Origin of the sequence: Novosphingobium mangrovisedimenti (assembly GCF_025153475.1) — a bacterium.
Lineage (GTDB): Bacteria > Pseudomonadota > Alphaproteobacteria > Sphingomonadales > Sphingomonadaceae > Novosphingobium > Novosphingobium mangrovi_A.
The window spans coordinates 1-17,136 of the sequence record NZ_JANZXA010000014.1 but is presented as its reverse complement, the minus strand read 5'-3'; the positions used below and the strand labels follow the sequence as shown (position 1 = coordinate 17,136).

Sequence of the window (17,136 nt, the reverse complement as noted above, 5' to 3'; positions counted from 1 at the left end):
TGGCAACCTTGCGATGGGGAAGATCGGAAATGCTGGAAACGGCGCTCCTGGAAGATGGCAACGGCGATCCGCTGCTGAACGGCAAGCTCAACGAGTCGCGTGACTGGGCAGTGGTCAACGGCTTTTGCGAGCGGACCTACATGCCCTTGTCCACCCGGCCGCTGGTACGCGGATCGGATCCCGATGCCACGATCCGGATGCTGAAAATCGGGCGCATCGCGTTCAGCCGCTTCTGTTTCGGAACGCCCACGAGGGCGGACGATTTCGATCCCAGTTCGGGCAACATCATCGTGGTCAATACACTGCGCGGCAGCGTGCGCCATCCGGTTGACGGCAATACCGCCTTCGATACGCGCGCGGGAGACAGCTACGTCGTCGATTGCAGCCGCATCGACTACTGGAACATCGCCGACGGACAAGACCTGCAACTGAACCTGACAATCCCCCATGCCCTCATGGAGGAGACCGCAGAGCGCTGGTACGGCTTTGTCCCCGAGGACGATCTGTGGCGCAAAAGGCTTGTCTTCGGAAAGCCGCAATCGGCCTGGCTGTCGCTGCTGGACTATGCCGCCCGGTCGCTCGACGCGCATCACGACGGCATCGGCGATCCCCTGATTGAGCAGCGCATCGAGGAAACCATCTGCCTCGAACTCCTGCGCAACTGGGCCAGAGCCGCGGGCCTCAGCCTCGATACGGGCGCCCGGGCGGCAGCACCGCGCTACGTGCGAGAGGCCGAGCGGCTCATGACCGAGGGAGCCGCGGCCGCACCTTCGATCGCCGAGATCGCCCTCAAGCTGGGCGTCAGTGCGCGCAGCCTCTCCGAAGGGTTTCGCCGGTTTCGCGGCATTACACCCCATGCCTTCCTCAATGCCCGGCGGCTCGACGGGCTTCGGCAGGCCCTGCTGGCCGCGGCGCCCGGCGCGACGGTCGCCGCCGTTGCCAGACCGCTGGGCTATGTGAACCTGAGCGCGATGGCCGCCAGTTATCAGGCCCGTTTCGGAGAGAAACCCGCGCAGACATTACGCGGCAGACGCGCCTCCATCTGAACGCACGACCGGGACAATTCTTGCCCACCGTGCGTTCGCCTGCGCGCCTCTTTACAAGGAGTCGGCGTGCAGCCAGTCCGCCTCGTGCCGACGGGGGCCCCTGATCGCGCCGGCAAACTATCCTTCCGATTCCGAGTATGAATTTCCGAAACGGAACCCCCGATCGGCTTTGCGCTGCTCCTCAATTTGCGATGAACCAACTAGATGCATCGCACCTGCGGCGGCTGCCGCCTTTTCGGAGTCCGAAGCGCCATCCCGGTAAAGGAAATGGGCTCGGCGTGAGATCAAGAGAGAAATGTCATGAAAGCACTCGTCTATCAGGGCCCCGGTCAAAAGGACTGGATCGAGAAGCAGAAGCCGGAACTGGAAAAGCCGACCGACGTGATCGTGAAAGTCACGAAAACGACGATCTGCGGCACCGACCTGCACATCCTGAAAGGCGATGTTCCCGCGGTCACCCCGGGGCGGACGCTGGGCCATGAAGGTGTCGGCGTGGTCGAATCCGTCGGCTCGGCGGTGCAGAACTTCAAGCCGGGCGACGCCGTCCTCATTTCCTGCGTCACCTCTTGCGGGAAATGCGCGAACTGCAAGCGCCAGCTCTATGCGCACTGTTCCGACGGCGGCTGGATCCTGGGCCACCTGATCGACGGAACGCAGGCCGAATACGTGCGGATCCCGCATGGCGACAATTCGCTCTATCCGATCCCGCAAGGCTCCGACGAGGAAGCACTCGTGATGCTGTCGGACATCATGCCCACGGGGCTTGAGATCGGTGTCCAGTACGGCCGGGTGAAACCGGGAGACACGGTCGCGATCGTGGGCGCCGGGCCTGTCGGCATGTCGGTGCTGCTGACGGCGCAATTCTATTCGCCGGGCCGGATCGTGATGATCGACATGGATGCCTCCCGCCTCGAACTCGCAAGGCAGTTCGGCGCGACCGACACAGTACAGGTCGGCGCAGAGGACCCTGTCGAGAAGATCATGGAATGGACCGAAGGACTGGGCGTCGATGTGGCGATCGAGGCCGTCGGCGTGCCGGCGACGTTCGACATCTGCCAGAAGATCGTGTCGGCGGGCGGGAACATCGCCAACGTCGGTGTGCACGGCAAGCCGGTCGAGCTGCATATCGAAGAACTCTGGATCAAGAACATCAACATCTCGATGGGTCTGGTGAGCACGAACACCACGCCGATGCTTCTCAAGACCCTGCGCGGCGGCAAGGTCGATCCGTCGAAGCTGGTGACGCATCGCTTCAAGCTCGACGAGATCCTGGAAGCCTACGAGGTGTTCGGCAATGCCGCGCGCGAGAAGGCGATGAAGGTCATACTCGCCGCCTGAGCCGAGGGCCCTGCCCGCAAACTGCATCGTGAACGGGAATGCCACACCCGGATCGTGGCACACCGTATCGACCTGCGTCATGCCGGTCAGGGCCGGCCCAACGCCACTTTCAACTTCGCCCCTGCCCCCTTGGCGCGGCGCATGTCGCCCAGCATTCGGCCCCATTCGTGAAGCGCGATGCGGACCGGATTGCGCGACCGGAGTTCGTGAACCAGGCCATAACGGAGCCGCCGGTTCACGGGCTCGGCGCGGAACGTGCCGAACATCCGGTCCCAGACGATCAGGACGCCGCCGAAATTGCAGTCGAGAAATTCCGGCTCGCTGCCGTGGTGGGCGCGGTGGTGCGAAGGGGTGTTGAAGAGCCATTCGAGCGGCCCCAGCCGGCCTACCGCCTCGGTGTGGAGCGGAAACTGGTAGATCAGGTTCACGCCCAGCAGCGTGACCACCACCAGCGGCGGGAAGCCGACCAATACCAGCGCGGCGAAGAACACCCAGCCGAGCGAGAAGAACTCGGTCCAGCCAAGGCGAATGGCGCTCGGCAGCACGAATTCGGGTGAGGAATGGTGCACCGCGTGGGTCGCCCACATCCAGCGCACGGTATGACTGCAGCGGTGGAACCAGTAATAGGCAAACTCCACCGCGAAGAAGCCCGCCACCCAGGTGCGCCAGTCTTCGGCCGGAAAATGCAGCGGCGCGACATCGGCCAGCGCAAACAGGATCATGCCGAGCAGGATACCGGTCAGCGGGCGGAACACCGTCTGACCGAGCGCGACGCCGAGGCTGGCGGCTGCGGCACGCCCGTCATAACCGAGAGCGCTGCGCCGCCGCCACGTCATTTCCGCAGCCACGAGCGTCAGCATGACGAACAGGATCCAGGGATGCTGAAGGGCAAGACGCATGGTGCAAGCTCCCTCAGTTTCCGGCAGCCGCGAGCAGCGCCTTGAGTTCAGCTTCTGTCACGCGGTTGTCGTTGTTGGTGTCGGCCAGATCGAAAGCGGGCGTCGGGCCGGAAATGAACTCGTCGCGACTGATACGCCCGTCTTTGTTGCGGTCGTAGGTAGCCCGCATCCCGGCGAGCTTTTCGCCGTTCCAGCGATCGCGCACGAACCGGGGTAAATCACCCTGGCTGAAATAGCCGTCGCCGTTGCGGTCCAGACGCTGCCACTGGCTCTTGCGGTACGATCCGAGTTCGGCGCGGCTGACAGTACCGTCGTGGTTGGTATCGGCGGCCCTTATGCGCTCCACGGCCTGGCTGCCGTCGAAATTGCGCCCGGCCATCGCCAGGGCCGAGGCCTGTGCGCTGGCCGGGACGAACGCCGAGAGCGCGAACCCGAGGGGCAGGATGCGGGAAAGAACCATGGTCGGGTCTCCGGAAGAAAAGGCGGCACGGCCCGCGCGAGGTGCGGGGGGTGGGACAGAAGCGGCCACGCCGGACCGTGCCAAAGGGGGGACTTCAGGGTCAGGAAGTCCGAACGATCAGCGGCAGGGGATCACCTCACCGCCAGCATTGGTGCAGGTGCCTGTGTGGCTGACCGCGCCATTGTCCACCGTGGTGGAACCCGAATAGCTGTTGCCGGTCTGGGCATTGGTCGCATTGGTGGTGCGGGTACCGTAAGTCGTGCCGTCGGCATTGCGGGTGAACGCGCCCTGCGACGACGCACTGCCGCGTGCACCGCTGGTTGCCGCTCCGGCCTGGCGGTTGACGGTGCCATCGGGAGAGACGGAAGTGGTCGCGGCACTGGCGCCGCGCGCGCCGTTGGCGCCCATGAAGCCGCCGCCCCGTGTCCGGGTCACGGTGCCGTCGTCGGCCACCACGGTTCCCGCCGCGCGGCCGGCGACACCGCGCTGCCCGGCGGCAGCGGCGCCATGGCCGTTCTGGCCGCGCACCCGCAGCGTGCCCTTGGCATCTGCCGTGGAGATGAAAGCCGTCGCGGCAAGGGCGGCTGCGGCGGTCAGGATGGTTGGCAACTTGGTCATTTCGCTTACTCCCGTGTTGGATCCGGTTGTGTCCGGTGGACGAGGGCCCTTCTGGCACCGGAGTGCATCACGGTGGTGTCGCGAAAACCGGATCTCGTGGCACAAGGCGACAGACACCGGCCCATGTCACGGTTTGTCACAGGTTGCGGGCTGGCAGGGCGACGGAGGCGGTGGCAGGAAAGATCCCATGAGCGAGAAACCCGCGCGTATTCTTGTCGTCGACGACGATCCCGAACTGCGAAGCCTGCTGCAGCGCTTCCTTTCCGAACACGGTTACGCGGTGCGCGCGGTCGATGGCGGCAAGGCGATGGACACGGCCTTGCAGCGCGAGCCCGCCGACGTGATCGTGCTCGACCTGATGATGCCCGGCGAGGACGGCCTCGCGATCCTGCGGCGGTTGCGCGGCCAGGGCGAGCAGGTTCCGGTCATCATGCTGACCGCGCGCGGCGATCCGGTGGACCGGGTACTGGGCCTGGAAATGGGCGCGGACGACTATCTGGGAAAACCCTTCCTGCCGCGCGAACTGGTGGCACGCGTGGCCGCGCTGCTGCGCAGAATCGCACCGGAGCGGGGCGTCTCGAACGACGAGACGGCGCAGATCGGGCCCTTCGCGGTAAACTTCTCCACCATGGCGGTCAGCCGTGACGGGCAGGCGCTCACCCTGTCCTCGCGCGAGTTCGCGCTGTTCGCGGCGCTGGCCCGCAGCCCGGGCCGCCCGCTGAGCCGCGCGCAGCTGATCGACCGTGCGCTCGGTCGCGACGCGGCAGTGACCGACCGCGCCATCGACGTGCAGGTAGCGCGGCTACGCCGGGCGATCGGCGACGATGCCGCGGACCCGCGCTTCGTTCGCACCGTCTGGGGCGTGGGCTACGTTCTCACCACAGGGCAGGACGGTTGAGGCTGATGGCCGGCACGCTCTTTCGGCGCAACGTCACGCTGATGGTCGGCGTCGTACTGGCCGGGCAGGTCGTCGCCGGGCTGCTGGTGCTCGCGTTCGTGATCCGGCCGCAGATCGACCGTGTCGCCAATGTCAGCGCAGACATGATCGTCGCGCTCTCGCAAGTCATGGAGGAAATGCCCGAACAGCGCCGCGCGCAACTGATCGCCCGGCTGGAACGGGGCGGCGACGTGCTCGTGCGCGAGAACGAGGCCGAACCCGAAGGCCGCCCGCGCTTTCCCAATTTCATCGAGCGACAGTTCATCAGGGCCATGTCGTCGCGCCTGTCGAGCCATCCCGAACTGGTCTGGCGGACGGGAGACGAGAACCGCCTGTGGTTCCACCTGCAGCTCGGCGGACGCGAGACGTGGATCAGCGTGACTCCGCCGACACGGCGCAGCGCGATCATGAGCCTCTTCTATGCGCTGGCCGTGGCGTTTTTCGTCGCGGTCGCCTGCGGGCTGCTGTTGCAGCGCCGGCTCGACGCACCGCTGCGACGGCTGGCGGCCGAGGTCGACGCCTATGGCCCGGACGATGCCAAGAAGGCTCAGGTCCCACCCGCGCTGGACACGTCCGGGCCGGAGGAAGTCGCCGCCGTAGCCCGCGCCCTCAACCGCCTGACCGAGCGCCTCGCGCGCGACGAGGCGGAGCGATCGCTGATGCTCGGGGGAGTCAGCCACGATCTGCGCACGCCCCTCACTCGCCTGCGCCTGTGCCTCGAGATGATGAACGTCGACGATGCCGAACTGGAAACGACAGCCGCGCGGCAGGTCGACCGGATCGAGGCCATGCTCGAACAGTTCCTGGACTATGCGCGCGGCTTCGAGAACGAGCCGGTGTCGCCATGCGATGTCCGGGCGCTGCTGCTCGCTGTGGCAAGCGATCACGCCGGCGAAGAGGCGATCGCGGTCGATGCCCCCGATGGCCTGCGCATACCCCTGCGCCGCGATGCCGTCGGCCGCGCTCTCGGCAATCTCGTAGGCAACGCCCTGCGCCACGGCGCGCCGCCCGTCGCCCTTTCGGCCAGACAGACGGGAACAGCGCTCGAGATTGTGGTCAGCGATGCCGGCAAAGGCTTCGATGCCCGCACGGCCGCGCAGCTCGTCCGCCCCTTCGCCCGCGGCAACAGTTCGCGCGGCGGAGACGGTGCCGGCCTTGGCCTTGCCATCGCCGAGCGGGTCGCGGCAGCGCACGGCGGCACACTGTCGTTCGAGACGCGGGCAGAACGGTTCTGCGCCGTTCTGCGCCTGCCCGATCGCTCCGGCGTGTCGGGCAAAAGCCAGGCCGTCGCGACCCGATAATCCGGGTCAGTCGCAGACCGGCCGAGGGCACTCTGACAGGATGGCCAGGCCTCTGATCAGCCCCCCTTCTGGGTGTTCCCTCGACTATCGTAGTCTGGACCACGAAGGAGGAATGGAATGGCGCGGAAGCACAAACCGGAAGAGATCATCGGCAAGCTGCGTAAGGCGGAGATCGTACAATGAGGGACCTCAGGGCGAGGCACCCTTTCGGCAGTTCAACCCCACGGGCTGCGCTGACACCGGCCGCTTGCCGTGAAGGCACGGCGGCCCGTAATTGCCAAGCAATGCAATGCGTTTGAAAGCAAGACGCTGCTTGGGCAAGTTGATGGCAACATTCGGCGTGTAATCACACGCCAGCTCACACATTGCTTGCTCGGAACAGGATCTGGTTTTGTCTCGGTGGATTCGTATTGCTTTGCTCCTCTGCGCCGTCCTGGCATCTCCGGCCGAGGCTCAATATCGCGCGCCGGTCCAGCAGGAGGCTGCACAAAACGACCCGCGGTATGATCGCCTGCTTTCCGAGGCAGAACGCAGGCGCAGCGGCGCCTTCCTGGTGGACGACCCCGGCATAGCGGACGCGTCCCAAAAGCTCGTCGACTACGTCGAAGACAAGTACGGCAAGGAGAGCCAACTCTTCCTCTATGAGCTGGAAGCGCACGCACGCGACCTGACAGTGCCCAGCCGGGTGACCGAGGCAAGGTTGCTGTACCCAGAGATCATCTCGCTCAACGAAAAGCTCTACGGTGCCGAGAGCGAACAGTACCACCTCATCCACAACGAATATGCCAGGGCCCTCTCACTGGCCGGTTATCCCGAAGAAGCCGCGCAAGCCAATCTCACAGGTTTCGAAGCAGAGCTTGCCGATGTGCTCAATTGTGGCCGGGTGACACCGGGGCTGATCCTGGGATGCAACAACAACGAGGCACTGTTCGCCACGTCGCTGGGCGTGCTCGCCGGCACGCTGGCCGATGCGGGACGCGGCGAAGAGGTGCCGGCGTTGTTCGACCGGGTCAGGGGTGAACTCGAGACAAAATGGGGCCAATGCGGCGGCCCCGGATGGAAGTTCGACTGCTCCGAAGTCCCCGAGGATCGCGAACATATAGACAGCGCGGAAGCCGACTACTTCGCAAACCACGGCATGAAGGCCCGCGCTGCGGAGATCTACCAGCGCATCTTTGCCAGCAAGGCCGCACGCTTCGAACCCTGTCTGCGCGAGAACGATCGCTACTGCAGCAACTACCGGATCCGCAGTGCTTGGCGCGACCTCGACGGCGCGCTCGACGGCCTTGGCAGGCAGGAAGACCGGCTCGGACCGCTGGAGACCATCATCCGGCTGTCGATGAGCGAATCCGGCTGGCTCCGGCGGAACGGCGACAGCCTTTCCAGTGACGAGCAGGACGAGGTCAAAGACATCGAGGCGAAACTGAAGACCTATGCCTCGCTCGCCTCCAGGCTTGGGGCGCGCGAGCGCGGAAAGGCTTTTCTTGCGTCCGTCTCGCAGAGCGACCTGTTCGCCTCGACCCTGGGGCAGGAGAGCCTGAAGGCCCAGCTCGAGAAGTTGGACAAACAGGCGGACAGCATGACCCGGAGCAGCCCCGAACACCTTGCCGTCCTGAGGGAAATGGTGGACCTGGCGACCGAACTCCACGGCGATGGCAGCCAGGAACAGTTCGACAGGCTCCGGGATCTCTACTTTGTGGTGGACGGCGAAGACCCCGCTGCCGCCCTTGCCATCGCCAAGCGCAATCTGGCGCTGCAACGCGCCGCCCACCCGGACGACTATTTCACCGTTTACGCGGCACTGGGCGATCAGGTGGATGTGCTCGTCGATCTTGGCCGGGCCGAAGAAGCGATTGCCTCGCTAGAGGCGGTTCTGGGGAGCGATGTGAACCGGGCCAAGGCAAACGTCTTCGCCGATCCCGCCGCCTATCGGCGCGCGACGTCCTTGGCTTTCGACGACCCGTTCGGTGAATTCGAGACCCTCAACGCCCGGCTGGCCATTCTTCTGCTGGATGCAGACAAGGACGACGCGGCAGCCCTCGAAGCCGCCCGAATGGCGGCAACCGGCCATCGCGGCTACCTGCAATCGCTGGGCTTCAGCGAGGCAGATCAGAAACTGTACGAACAAGCGCTGCTCGGCACTGGATTCCTCGCCAATCTTCACGTGGCGGGACAAAAGAAATTCGAACTGCTGGCCGACGCTCTCTGGCAGCGGAAGAGCGCGGTCTCGGACGCCGACCGAGAAGCGTTCTCGGCCCTGCAGGATGCGATGACGAGCGGCGTCACGCTGGCCGTCGGGCGCTCTGCGGCCAGGGACCTGCTCAAAAACGCAGGGGTCGCGAACCTTCTGGAAGAACGTGACAGGCTCCTCGCGGAAAGCGATGCCGCGAGCAGCAATCTGAACACACAACGCGACCTGACGACCCTCGCCCGAGCCCGCGACAAGCGCGCGCAAGTCGATCTCGAGCTGCGCAAGGCAGCCCCCGGTTTCTTCAGGCTCATGCGACCGGAGGCGCTGCCGCTGGCAGAGGTGCAGGACATGCTGGGGCCGAACGAGGCGATCGTCCTGCTGGTACCGACCAGCCATGGCACCCATGCCATGGCAGTGACACGCGAAGGACTGGTCTGGCACCGTTCGGATCTCGACAGCGGCAAGATCGGCGCGCTGGTAGCAGCCTTGCGGGAAGATCTGGATCCCGCGGGGAGCAAGATCCCGCCGCCATGGTTCTACATCTTTCGCAGAACGCTGGCCTACCAGCTCTACACCGAATTGCTCATGCCGTTGCACGGTGCGCTGAAAGGCAAGGACACGCTCTATTTCGCGCTTTCCGGAGACCTGGCGCGCCTGCCTCCAGGCGTTCTGGTAACAGCGCCGCCCGAAGGGGACGACGACGATCTGGAAGCCATGCGCACAACGCACTGGCTGATCGACGACTTTGCCGTCGTGCAGATCCCGTCGGTACAATCGCTGCGCTTCCTGCGCGAAAAGACGACAGGCGAAAAGAGCTCCATACCGGCCAGTTTCGCCGGTTTCGGAGACCCCGTGCTCGAAGGCAAGGCCGCCACGCGCGGGGCATTCGACGGGACTTTCATCGACACACGGGTCAATCCCTTTCGTGGTGGCAGCCTTGCCGATATCGACAGCATTGCGCAGCTTTCCAGATTGCCGGGAACGGCCACGGAACTCGAAGCCATCCGCTCGGCGCTCCACGCTTCCAAGAACGGCCTCTTCCTGGGCCGGAACGCCACCGAGACGATGGTCAAGCAAACAGACCTGTCCCACGTCGGCATCCTGGCCTTCGCCACGCACGGCCTGCTGGCCGGCGAAATCGATTCCGTGGTCGAACCCGGCCTCGTCTTCACGCCTCCCGAGGAAGCGACGGAGATGGACGACGGGCTTCTTACCGCCTCCGAAGTCATGCAGTTGTCGCTGTCTGCCGACTGGGTAATTCTGTCCGCCTGCAACACTGCTGGCGGTGAAGGCACGAACGCGGAGGCCCTTTCCGGTCTGGCGCGCACCTTCTTCTATGCCGGCGCAAAGAGCCTCCTTGCTTCGCACTGGCAGGTCCGCGATGACATGGCCGCCCTGTTGTCCAGCCGCACCGTGTTGCTGCGCCAGGAAGACCCGTCCATCAGCAGGGCCGAAGCTCTGCGCCGCACGATGATCGACATCCGGAAGAACTCCCCCGACGAAACTGCAGCGCATCCCAGTTCCTGGGCCCCGTTCGTCGTTGTCGGCGATGCCCGGTGACGGGCATTTTCGCCGACCTGCCTTGTTCCGGACCGGTCAGGACAGCATTTTCCGGATATGCTCGGGTACACAGCCCGCCCAAGCCCCTGCCGACAAGCCTTCTACGGACGATCAGCCGGTTCGGGGTGTCGGTGGCAATCGGCCCTGAGCGCGGCAAGCCTCAGCGGGCCTTGACGCGCTCACCGTCCAGGATGTCGTTGGCGGGGTTGAGCACCACGCTCGCACCTTCGGGAAGCCCGCCGAGCACTTCGCCGTAGTCGTCGTTGACGTGGCCGATCTTCACCGGACGGTCATGCACCCGGCCTCCTTCGACCGCGAAGGCGTGCCAGGTTCCGTCCTTGCCGCGAAACAGCGCGCCGACCGGGACACGCAGCGCATCGGCCTTGCTCCACACGATGATCGTGGCATCGACCTGATAGCCGTGGCCCAGCCGCGCCGCATCGCGGGCGGAAGCCGGATCGAAGCCGATCACGACGTTGACACGCTGCTCCTCGATCCCGAGCGCGGAGACTTTCAGGCGCCCGTAGGGCTCGACATATTTGACATGCCCCACCAGCGGCGTGTCGCCACCCCATTGGGTGATCTCGACCCGGTCCCCCGGCTTCACGCGAACCGCCTCGCGCGAGAGCAGGTCCACGACGATCTCAATCCTTTCCGGATCGCCGAGAGTGACGAGCGGGGTTCCTTCCGTAATCACGCCTTCGCTCTTGCCCTGCACCAGCAGGACCATGCCGCTGGCGGGAGCCACGACCGGGATGGGAGCACCGCCGGCCGCTCGTCCGGACGCGGCCAGCGAGGCCTCGATCCGCCGGACTTCGGCCCTGTTCTGCGCCAGCGAGGCCTGCCCGGTGGAAACCCGCGTGCGCGCGGCTTCCAGGTCGGCACGCGAGGTGACGCCGCTTGGCGCGAGTTCCTCGGCACGGGCAAGATCGCGACGCGCCTGCACCAGACTGGCCGCCGTGCTGCTCTCGGCAGCCTGCGCGGCAGCCAGTGCGCTGCGCAGTTCCTCCTGGGTCCGGCGATCGAGCGGCGGCGCGGGGCGGCCGGTCATGCGGGCGATAACCTGCCCCTTTTCGATCCGGTCCCCGGCCTCGAGCGTGATCCGCGAGGCGAAGCCGGTGACGGGGGCCGATACGACGTAGAGTTCGTCCTCGCGGGTCACGCCGTCATCGGTGATGCCTACCGCCATCGGCCCCTTGCCGACCTTGCCGATATCGACGGCCCGGGTTTCCGGCCAGAACGCATAGCCGATGGCGAGCAGCAGCAGGCCGCCAATGGCCAGCGCCCAGCGCCAGCGCTTGATGGTTTGCCAGATCATTCGCGGGCCTTGAGAACGCGGACCATGTCGAGCTTCATCACGCGCCGGGCGACGAGCAGGGCCGTCGCCAGCGCCGCGCTCAGGACCACGACCGCCGCGAAGCCATAGCTTGCGCGCGTCGCCGCATAAGGCAGGCGAAAGAGGTCCGAGCTGAACATCGCGATCATGAGCTGGGCCATGGCATAGCCCAGCATGCAGCCCAGCGGCAACGCCAGCACCACCAGCAGCGCGATTTCGCCCAGAAGGACGATGGCAACTTCACTGTTCAGGTAGCCGAGCACGCGCAGCGTGGCGAGTTCATGCGCCCGTTCGGAAAAGAGAATACGCGCACTGTTGTACACCACGCCGACCGCGATCGCCGCCGCGAAGGCGATGTAGAAGCTGATCATCGTCAGGATGTTGCTGTCGATCACTTCGGTGAACTTCTCCAGGGCCGCCTGGCGTTCGGTTACACCGAGCACGACCGGCATGTCCTTGAGCCGTGTCAGAATACGGGTGCGCGCCTGCGGATCGATCCTGAGCAGCACGGCATCCGCGGGCGCGGCATCGCGCGCTATCCGTTCGAGCGTGCCCTGCCCGGCATAGGCCCGGGCACCGACGACCTCGTCGACGATGCGGACAAGCTGCTGCACGGAGCGGGTGCGGCGTCCGCCGAGCAGTTCGACTTCGATGGGATCGCCGATCTTCGCCCTCAACTGGTCAGCGAGTTGTCGGCTGAGCATGAGGCCGGCGGGCGGGAGCGCAACCTCCTGACCGGTGCCGTCGATCCGCGCCGTGAGCTGCGAGGCGGGATCGGCGCTTTCTATCGCCGTCCGCTTGCTTCGGGCACCCAGCCGCAACATCACCGGAATGGTGCGCGAGGCCTCCACCCGCAACACGCCGGGGATCTGCGCGAGAGCGTGGATCGCGTGCTCGTTGCGGGCTTCGGTGAATGTGACCGTCAGGTCCTGATGCTGGGAGCGGGCGAAGAACTGGTCGAGCATGGCCTTGCTGGCATCGACGAACTGCATCGTCGCGAACAGCAACCCCATCGACAGCCCCACCCCCAGCACGGTGATCGCCGACCGCCCCGGCCAACGCGCGACATGCCTGACGATCATGTGCCCCAGAGCGCTGAAACCGGCGAGCTGGCCCAGCCGCTCGACCGTTCCCGCGCGATAGACCGGCGGCGGTGGCGGTGACATGGCGACGGCGGGCTGGAGCGCCATGGCCGAACGCACGCCGCCCAGCGCGCCCAGCGCCGCCGCACCGATCGCCAGGGCTCCCGCGGCGAGGAAGACAGGTGGGGACAAGCGGTAGGTCAGGAACGGAAACCGGTAGTACTCGGCATAGAGCCGCGTCATCGCCTGCCCCATCCAGATCCCGGCCAGCGACCCGAGCACGATCGCCAGAAGCGCCACTGCCAGCGCGAACTTGAGATAGTGCCAGCCGATCGCCCAGCCCGAATAGCCGAAGGCCTTGATGAGGCCGATCTGCTCGCGTTCGGTGCGGATCATGCGGCCGAGCACAATATAGACCAGGAACGTCGACACGAGCAGGAAGATCGGCGGGATGATGCGCGTCATCGCACTGAGCTGCTTCAGCTCGCTGTCGAGGAAGGCGTTGGAGAGATGGTCTTCGCGGCCATAGGCGCCCGTCCCACCATAAGGTGCGAGGATCGAATCCACCTTGCGAATCACTTCGGCCTGCGAGGCGCCCCGGTCGAGCGTCAGTGAGAGCGTGTTGATCGCCTCGCGCCGGTCGGTCGCGGCTTCCAGCGCCTTGCGCCCCATCCAGAAGATGCCGAACCGCCGCTCGTCGGGAACGAGGTCGCCAGGCGCGAGGGCATAGACGTAGTTGGGCGCCATGCCGATCCCGACGATCACGAGAGTCTGCCTGCGGCCATAGATCTGCGCCGCTACCGTACTGCCGAGCCCCAGCCCGTTGGCCTTCGCGAAATTCTCATCGACGACAACGTCGCTCGCATGCTCCGGGCGCGGCAGGATGCCCTTGCGCAAGGTGATCGCGTTGAGCCGCGAGCGGCCGAACTCGTCGACCGAATTGATCAGGGCGCGGATCGGCTCTTCCCGCCCGGGGAAGTCGAGCGTCGCATACTGGATGATATTGCCCTCGGCGCGCTGCACGCCGGGAATGTCGGCTATCCGAGCGACGATGCTGCGCGGTGCACGCTTCAGGGTGGCGAAGACGTCGGCAAAGTGGCTGCGTGCGTAATAGGCATCGCGGGTCGCGACCAGCGAACCATGGACGCCCACCGACAGGACGAACGTCGCGGTTGCCGCCGCCAGCACCAGCGCAATCGCCAGCGCCTGCCCCCGCATGCGCCACAAGTCGCGCGCCAGCTTGAGGTCGAGCGCCTTCACCAGCTTATCTGCCGCGGTTCCACCGGATGCTCGTTCGTTTCGACCCGCGCGATCTGGCCATCGCGGAAATGCAGGATGCGATGCGCCATGACAGCGATGCCGACGTTGTGGGTAATGATCACGACCGTCGTGCCCAGTTCGGCGTGCGCCCGTTCCAGCGTCTCGAGCACGCGCACGCCGGTGCTGCTGTCCAGCGCACCGGTGGGCTCGTCGCACAGCAGCACGCCCGGCCGCTTGGCAATGGCGCGCGCCACGGCGACGCGCTGCTGTTCGCCGCCGGAAAGCTGCGCCGGGTAGTGATCGCACCTGTCCGCAAGTCCGACCAGTTCCAGCGCGTCGCGCGGTTCCATCGGATTGTTGGCAATGTCCGTCACCAGACGTACGTTCTCTTCCGCCGTCAGGCTGGGAATCAGGTTGTAGAACTGGAAGATGAAGCCGATCTGGGCCCGGCGAAACCGCGTCAGTTCGCGATCATCAAGCGCGGTGAGTTCGGTATCGCGGTAGAAGAGCCGGCCCGAGGTTGGCCGGTCCAGTCCGCCGATGATGTTGAGCAGGGTCGACTTGCCGCTGCCCGACGGCCCCAGCAGCACCAGCATTTCCCCCAGCGGGATGGCCAGATCGACCCCGCGCAGCGCGCGCACGCTGGTTTCACCGGTCTGATAGACCTTTTCCAGCCCCTCCCCGCGAAAGGCGAGGCTCTCATCCAATGCAACGTCCTTGCCATTCATGGCCTGTCGAGTCCTCTCCCTGCGTCGGCGGAAGCATGATCGTACTTTGCGACAATGAACGGGCGCGCGCCATAGCCGCGTGATCCTGCCTTACCGGATGCATGCAGGCACTATCGTCCGATCAGGTCCAGCGCATGACGGATGAATGCGTCGCGATCGAATATCCACTGGCCTTGCGCGGGAACTTGCGGATCGACGAAGCCCCATCCCTCTTTCGAATAGACCCGGCTTATGTCGCCGGTGGTATTGAAGGCGAGCGATACCGCGCGCTGCTGATTGCGCGTGGTCGTGTCGTTGCCCTCGACCAGGGTGGTGCCCGGCACGATCCGGGTTCCCTGCGGCCTGATCGCGAAGACATGGGGTTCGGTGCGGAAACTCTGCACCGAGGTGTTCAGGAAGACCGAGAGATAGACCTTGTCGAGCACCGACAGCGGCTCAGCCGGCATGTTCCAGCCGGGGTTCGCCAACACGTTCCACGGATAGCTTTGCGGCGGCGCATACGTGTTCTCGCTGCGCAGGTCGACAAGCCCGTCGCGCACCGCCTGCGCAGGTTCCTGCCGCAGGATCCGCAAGTTGTTCGACCAGGTAAAGCCGTAGATCGAAGCGTCGATCAACGGCATCGCCGAAGGCGGGGCGCCGTTGGGTGTGTTGGCCACCGTCACGTTCTCGTAAATGCGAAGGTAGGCCTTGTCCTTGAGCTGGTGACCGCTGGCCACGTTCGACCAGCCGCGCTGACCGCGCCAGATCGAATTGCGCAGATGCGTGACCAGCGTGCCGTTGATGTAGGTGGTATGCTCCTGGTCGGGGCTGGAGCTGATATTGCCGGCGATGTCGCTGTCCTCGACATAGAGCATGGTCTGGCCGCCCGGCACGAAGATGGCGTTCTTGCCGCCGAAGATACTGGCCCGGCGGACGACAGCCGTGAACAGCCCCGGACGTTCGCCCCCGAAGACTTCCAGGTGAAGCGCCCCCTTGGGCTGCTTCGCGCCGGAAAAGTCCAGGTGCACGTCCTGCATCTCGAAGTGGATGCGTTGGCGGCCGATGTCGAACAGCCTGAGATCGACGCTCGCCCACTCGTCCGCGGTGCGAAAGATAACCGGCTGGCCCGGCATCGACGACCGCAGAATGTACTGCGTGCCCTGCAGCGGACCAACGATCTGCGGCATCCACGGGGCAAACGGATAGACGCAGGGCTTGCCGGCGGAATCGAGCGCCTCGTAGACGAATTCGTAGCCGCCCTCGACCCGGCCGTAGAGCGAAGCCGCGTCGCGCCCCGCGTAGACTTCGCGTCCCGCCGCACGCGAGGCATCGCATTTGATGAACAGCCTGATCGCAGGCGGGCGCAGCCCCTGCATCGGCATGTAGAACGGATAGGGCCCCTCAGCCGGCGCAACGACCTCGGGCGGATGGGTGTCCTGCGCGGCGGTGGACTGGCCCGGCCCCGCGCTTCCCAGAACGAATGCACCGGCGAGCGCCAGCAAGGGCTTGAAACGGAAACGTTCGGACACGGCCTGCCGCTCTCCCATCCGGGGTGACCTGAAAACAGCGCGGCCCGATCTGCGCGCGCGGGCGGCCAGCAATGCGCCCCGCAGCAGCGACGTCAACTCCGGTTGTCGGGGTGTCGTATTTTGGAGCGGCAGGCGGGCGGAAGGTTTCCGCGCCAACGGGCCTCAGCTGGGCAGAGGCAGGGCCTCCACCTGGAGCGCGGCTTGCGGATAGATCCTGCAGGCCAGCACAACCCCGGCGCGCTCATCCTCCTCGCTGATCCTGGAGCGGGTCATCTTTCCGCTGGAGTAATCGCCGGAGTGGATGCGGATGCGGCAGATCCCGCATCCGCCATTGCGGCAGCCGACCTTGATCCCGGTCCGGCCCGCCCGGATCATGGCACCCAGCAGATGTTCGCCCGCCTTGCAGGTGAACGCCGTACCATCGCTTACGATCTCGACGGGGCAATCCGGGCCTTCTTCAGTCACCGCATCCTCCGTCAGATCGATTTGAACAGCGGCGATCGCACCTGCTGGGCATCCGCAGCCGAAAGGAACTTTTCGGTATAGATGTCGCGTTCGAACAGGCGCCCCTGCATCAGCGTGCGGATACAGGCCTCGATCATCATCGGCGGGCCGCAGAGATAGGCCTTGTGCCCCCGGAAATCGTTGTCGAAAAAGGCACCTGCCGCTTCGTGGACGAAACCGCGTGCACCGTCCCAGTCGCTGCCCTCGGGTTCCTCGGACAGGGCCGGGACATACGTGAAGTTGTGTGCAGGGCGGTGACAAACCAGGCCAATGGAGCGCCGGCGATTTGCTGAGCGCGGCGGTGTAAAAACCAGCCATTGGATAAGGTTGTTCCTTTTGGAGCGGCCAGGGATGTTTGCCGTGGAGGT

13 protein-coding genes and 1 pseudogene are annotated in these 17,136 nt (G+C 65.5%); 5 read left to right on the top strand and 9 right to left on the bottom strand.

Features of this window, described 5'->3' with window-relative positions; genetic code table 11:
- Positions 1-29: 29 nt before the first annotated feature.
- Together NZK81_RS17725 and NZK81_RS17720 are read left to right on the top strand one after the other, a co-directional pair.
- The gene (locus tag NZK81_RS17725; protein WP_260047421.1) at positions 30-1,046 is read left to right on the top strand and encodes an AraC family transcriptional regulator; all 1,017 of its coding nucleotides are present in this window, start codon (positions 30-32) and stop codon (positions 1,044-1,046) included.
- Positions 1,047-1,346: 300 nt separating this feature from the next.
- A complete protein-coding gene (locus NZK81_RS17720) occupies positions 1,347-2,384 on the top strand; it encodes a zinc-dependent alcohol dehydrogenase family protein (protein ID WP_260047420.1) in 1,038 nt (345 codons plus the stop codon).
- A gap of 86 nt (positions 2,385-2,470) precedes the next feature.
- Here NZK81_RS17720 and NZK81_RS17715 read toward each other — a convergent pair whose 3' ends face one another.
- The 3 genes from NZK81_RS17715 to NZK81_RS17705 form a co-directional block, all read right to left on the bottom strand.
- Entirely contained in the window at positions 2,471-3,283 is an 813-nt protein-coding gene (locus NZK81_RS17715) for a sterol desaturase family protein (protein WP_260047419.1), read from the bottom strand.
- A 13-nt stretch (positions 3,284-3,296) separates the two neighbouring features.
- On the bottom strand, positions 3,297-3,743 hold the full coding sequence (locus tag NZK81_RS17710) for an EF-hand domain-containing protein (RefSeq protein ID WP_260047418.1): 447 nt from the start codon (positions 3,741-3,743) through the stop codon (positions 3,297-3,299).
- A gap of 117 nt (positions 3,744-3,860) precedes the next feature.
- Positions 3,861-4,361, bottom strand: a complete 501-nt coding sequence (locus NZK81_RS17705; protein ID WP_260047417.1) for a hypothetical protein — start codon at positions 4,359-4,361, stop codon at positions 3,861-3,863.
- 187 nt (positions 4,362-4,548) lie between these two features.
- Between NZK81_RS17705 and NZK81_RS17700 the strand changes: the two genes are divergently transcribed.
- The 3 genes from NZK81_RS17700 to NZK81_RS17690 all read left to right on the top strand — a co-directional run bounded on the left by NZK81_RS17700 (position 4,549) and on the right by NZK81_RS17690 (position 10,350).
- The gene (locus NZK81_RS17700) at positions 4,549-5,259 is read left to right on the top strand and encodes a response regulator (RefSeq protein ID WP_260047416.1); all 711 of its coding nucleotides are present in this window, start codon (positions 4,549-4,551) and stop codon (positions 5,257-5,259) included.
- A gap of 5 nt (positions 5,260-5,264) precedes the next feature.
- The gene (locus NZK81_RS17695; RefSeq protein WP_260047415.1) at positions 5,265-6,599 is read left to right on the top strand and encodes an ATP-binding protein; all 1,335 of its coding nucleotides are present in this window, start codon (positions 5,265-5,267) and stop codon (positions 6,597-6,599) included.
- A 553-nt stretch (positions 6,600-7,152) separates the two neighbouring features.
- Positions 7,153-10,350 (top strand): CHAT domain-containing protein, encoded by a 3,198-nt coding sequence (locus tag NZK81_RS17690; protein WP_260047414.1) that lies wholly within the window; start codon positions 7,153-7,155, stop codon positions 10,348-10,350.
- 160 nt (positions 10,351-10,510) lie between these two features.
- On the opposite strand, the gene NZK81_RS17685 is transcribed toward NZK81_RS17690, so the two are convergent.
- From NZK81_RS17685 to NZK81_RS17660, 6 genes and pseudogenes are all read right to left on the bottom strand, one after another.
- On the bottom strand, positions 10,511-11,668 hold the full coding sequence (locus NZK81_RS17685; RefSeq protein WP_260047413.1) for an efflux RND transporter periplasmic adaptor subunit: 1,158 nt from the start codon (positions 11,666-11,668) through the stop codon (positions 10,511-10,513).
- The gene (locus tag NZK81_RS17680; RefSeq protein WP_260047412.1) at positions 11,665-14,028 is read right to left on the bottom strand and encodes an ABC transporter permease; all 2,364 of its coding nucleotides are present in this window, start codon (positions 14,026-14,028) and stop codon (positions 11,665-11,667) included. Before NZK81_RS17680 ends, NZK81_RS17685 begins: the two co-directional genes overlap by 4 nt.
- Positions 14,025-14,756: an ABC transporter ATP-binding protein gene (locus NZK81_RS17675; protein WP_260047411.1), complete on the bottom strand. Its 732-nt coding sequence runs from the start codon at positions 14,754-14,756 to the stop codon at positions 14,025-14,027. The genes NZK81_RS17680 and NZK81_RS17675 overlap by 4 nt, the downstream gene beginning before the upstream one ends.
- 110 nt (positions 14,757-14,866) lie before the next feature.
- A complete protein-coding gene (locus NZK81_RS17670; RefSeq protein WP_260047410.1) occupies positions 14,867-16,264 on the bottom strand; it encodes a hypothetical protein in 1,398 nt (465 codons plus the stop codon).
- 162 nt (positions 16,265-16,426) lie between these two features.
- Positions 16,427-16,729, bottom strand: a complete 303-nt coding sequence (locus tag NZK81_RS17665) for a 2Fe-2S iron-sulfur cluster-binding protein (protein ID WP_260047409.1) — start codon at positions 16,727-16,729, stop codon at positions 16,427-16,429.
- An 11-nt stretch (positions 16,730-16,740) separates the two neighbouring features.
- Positions 16,741-17,136: pseudogene (locus NZK81_RS17660) on the bottom strand (hypothetical protein); the annotation flags it as partial.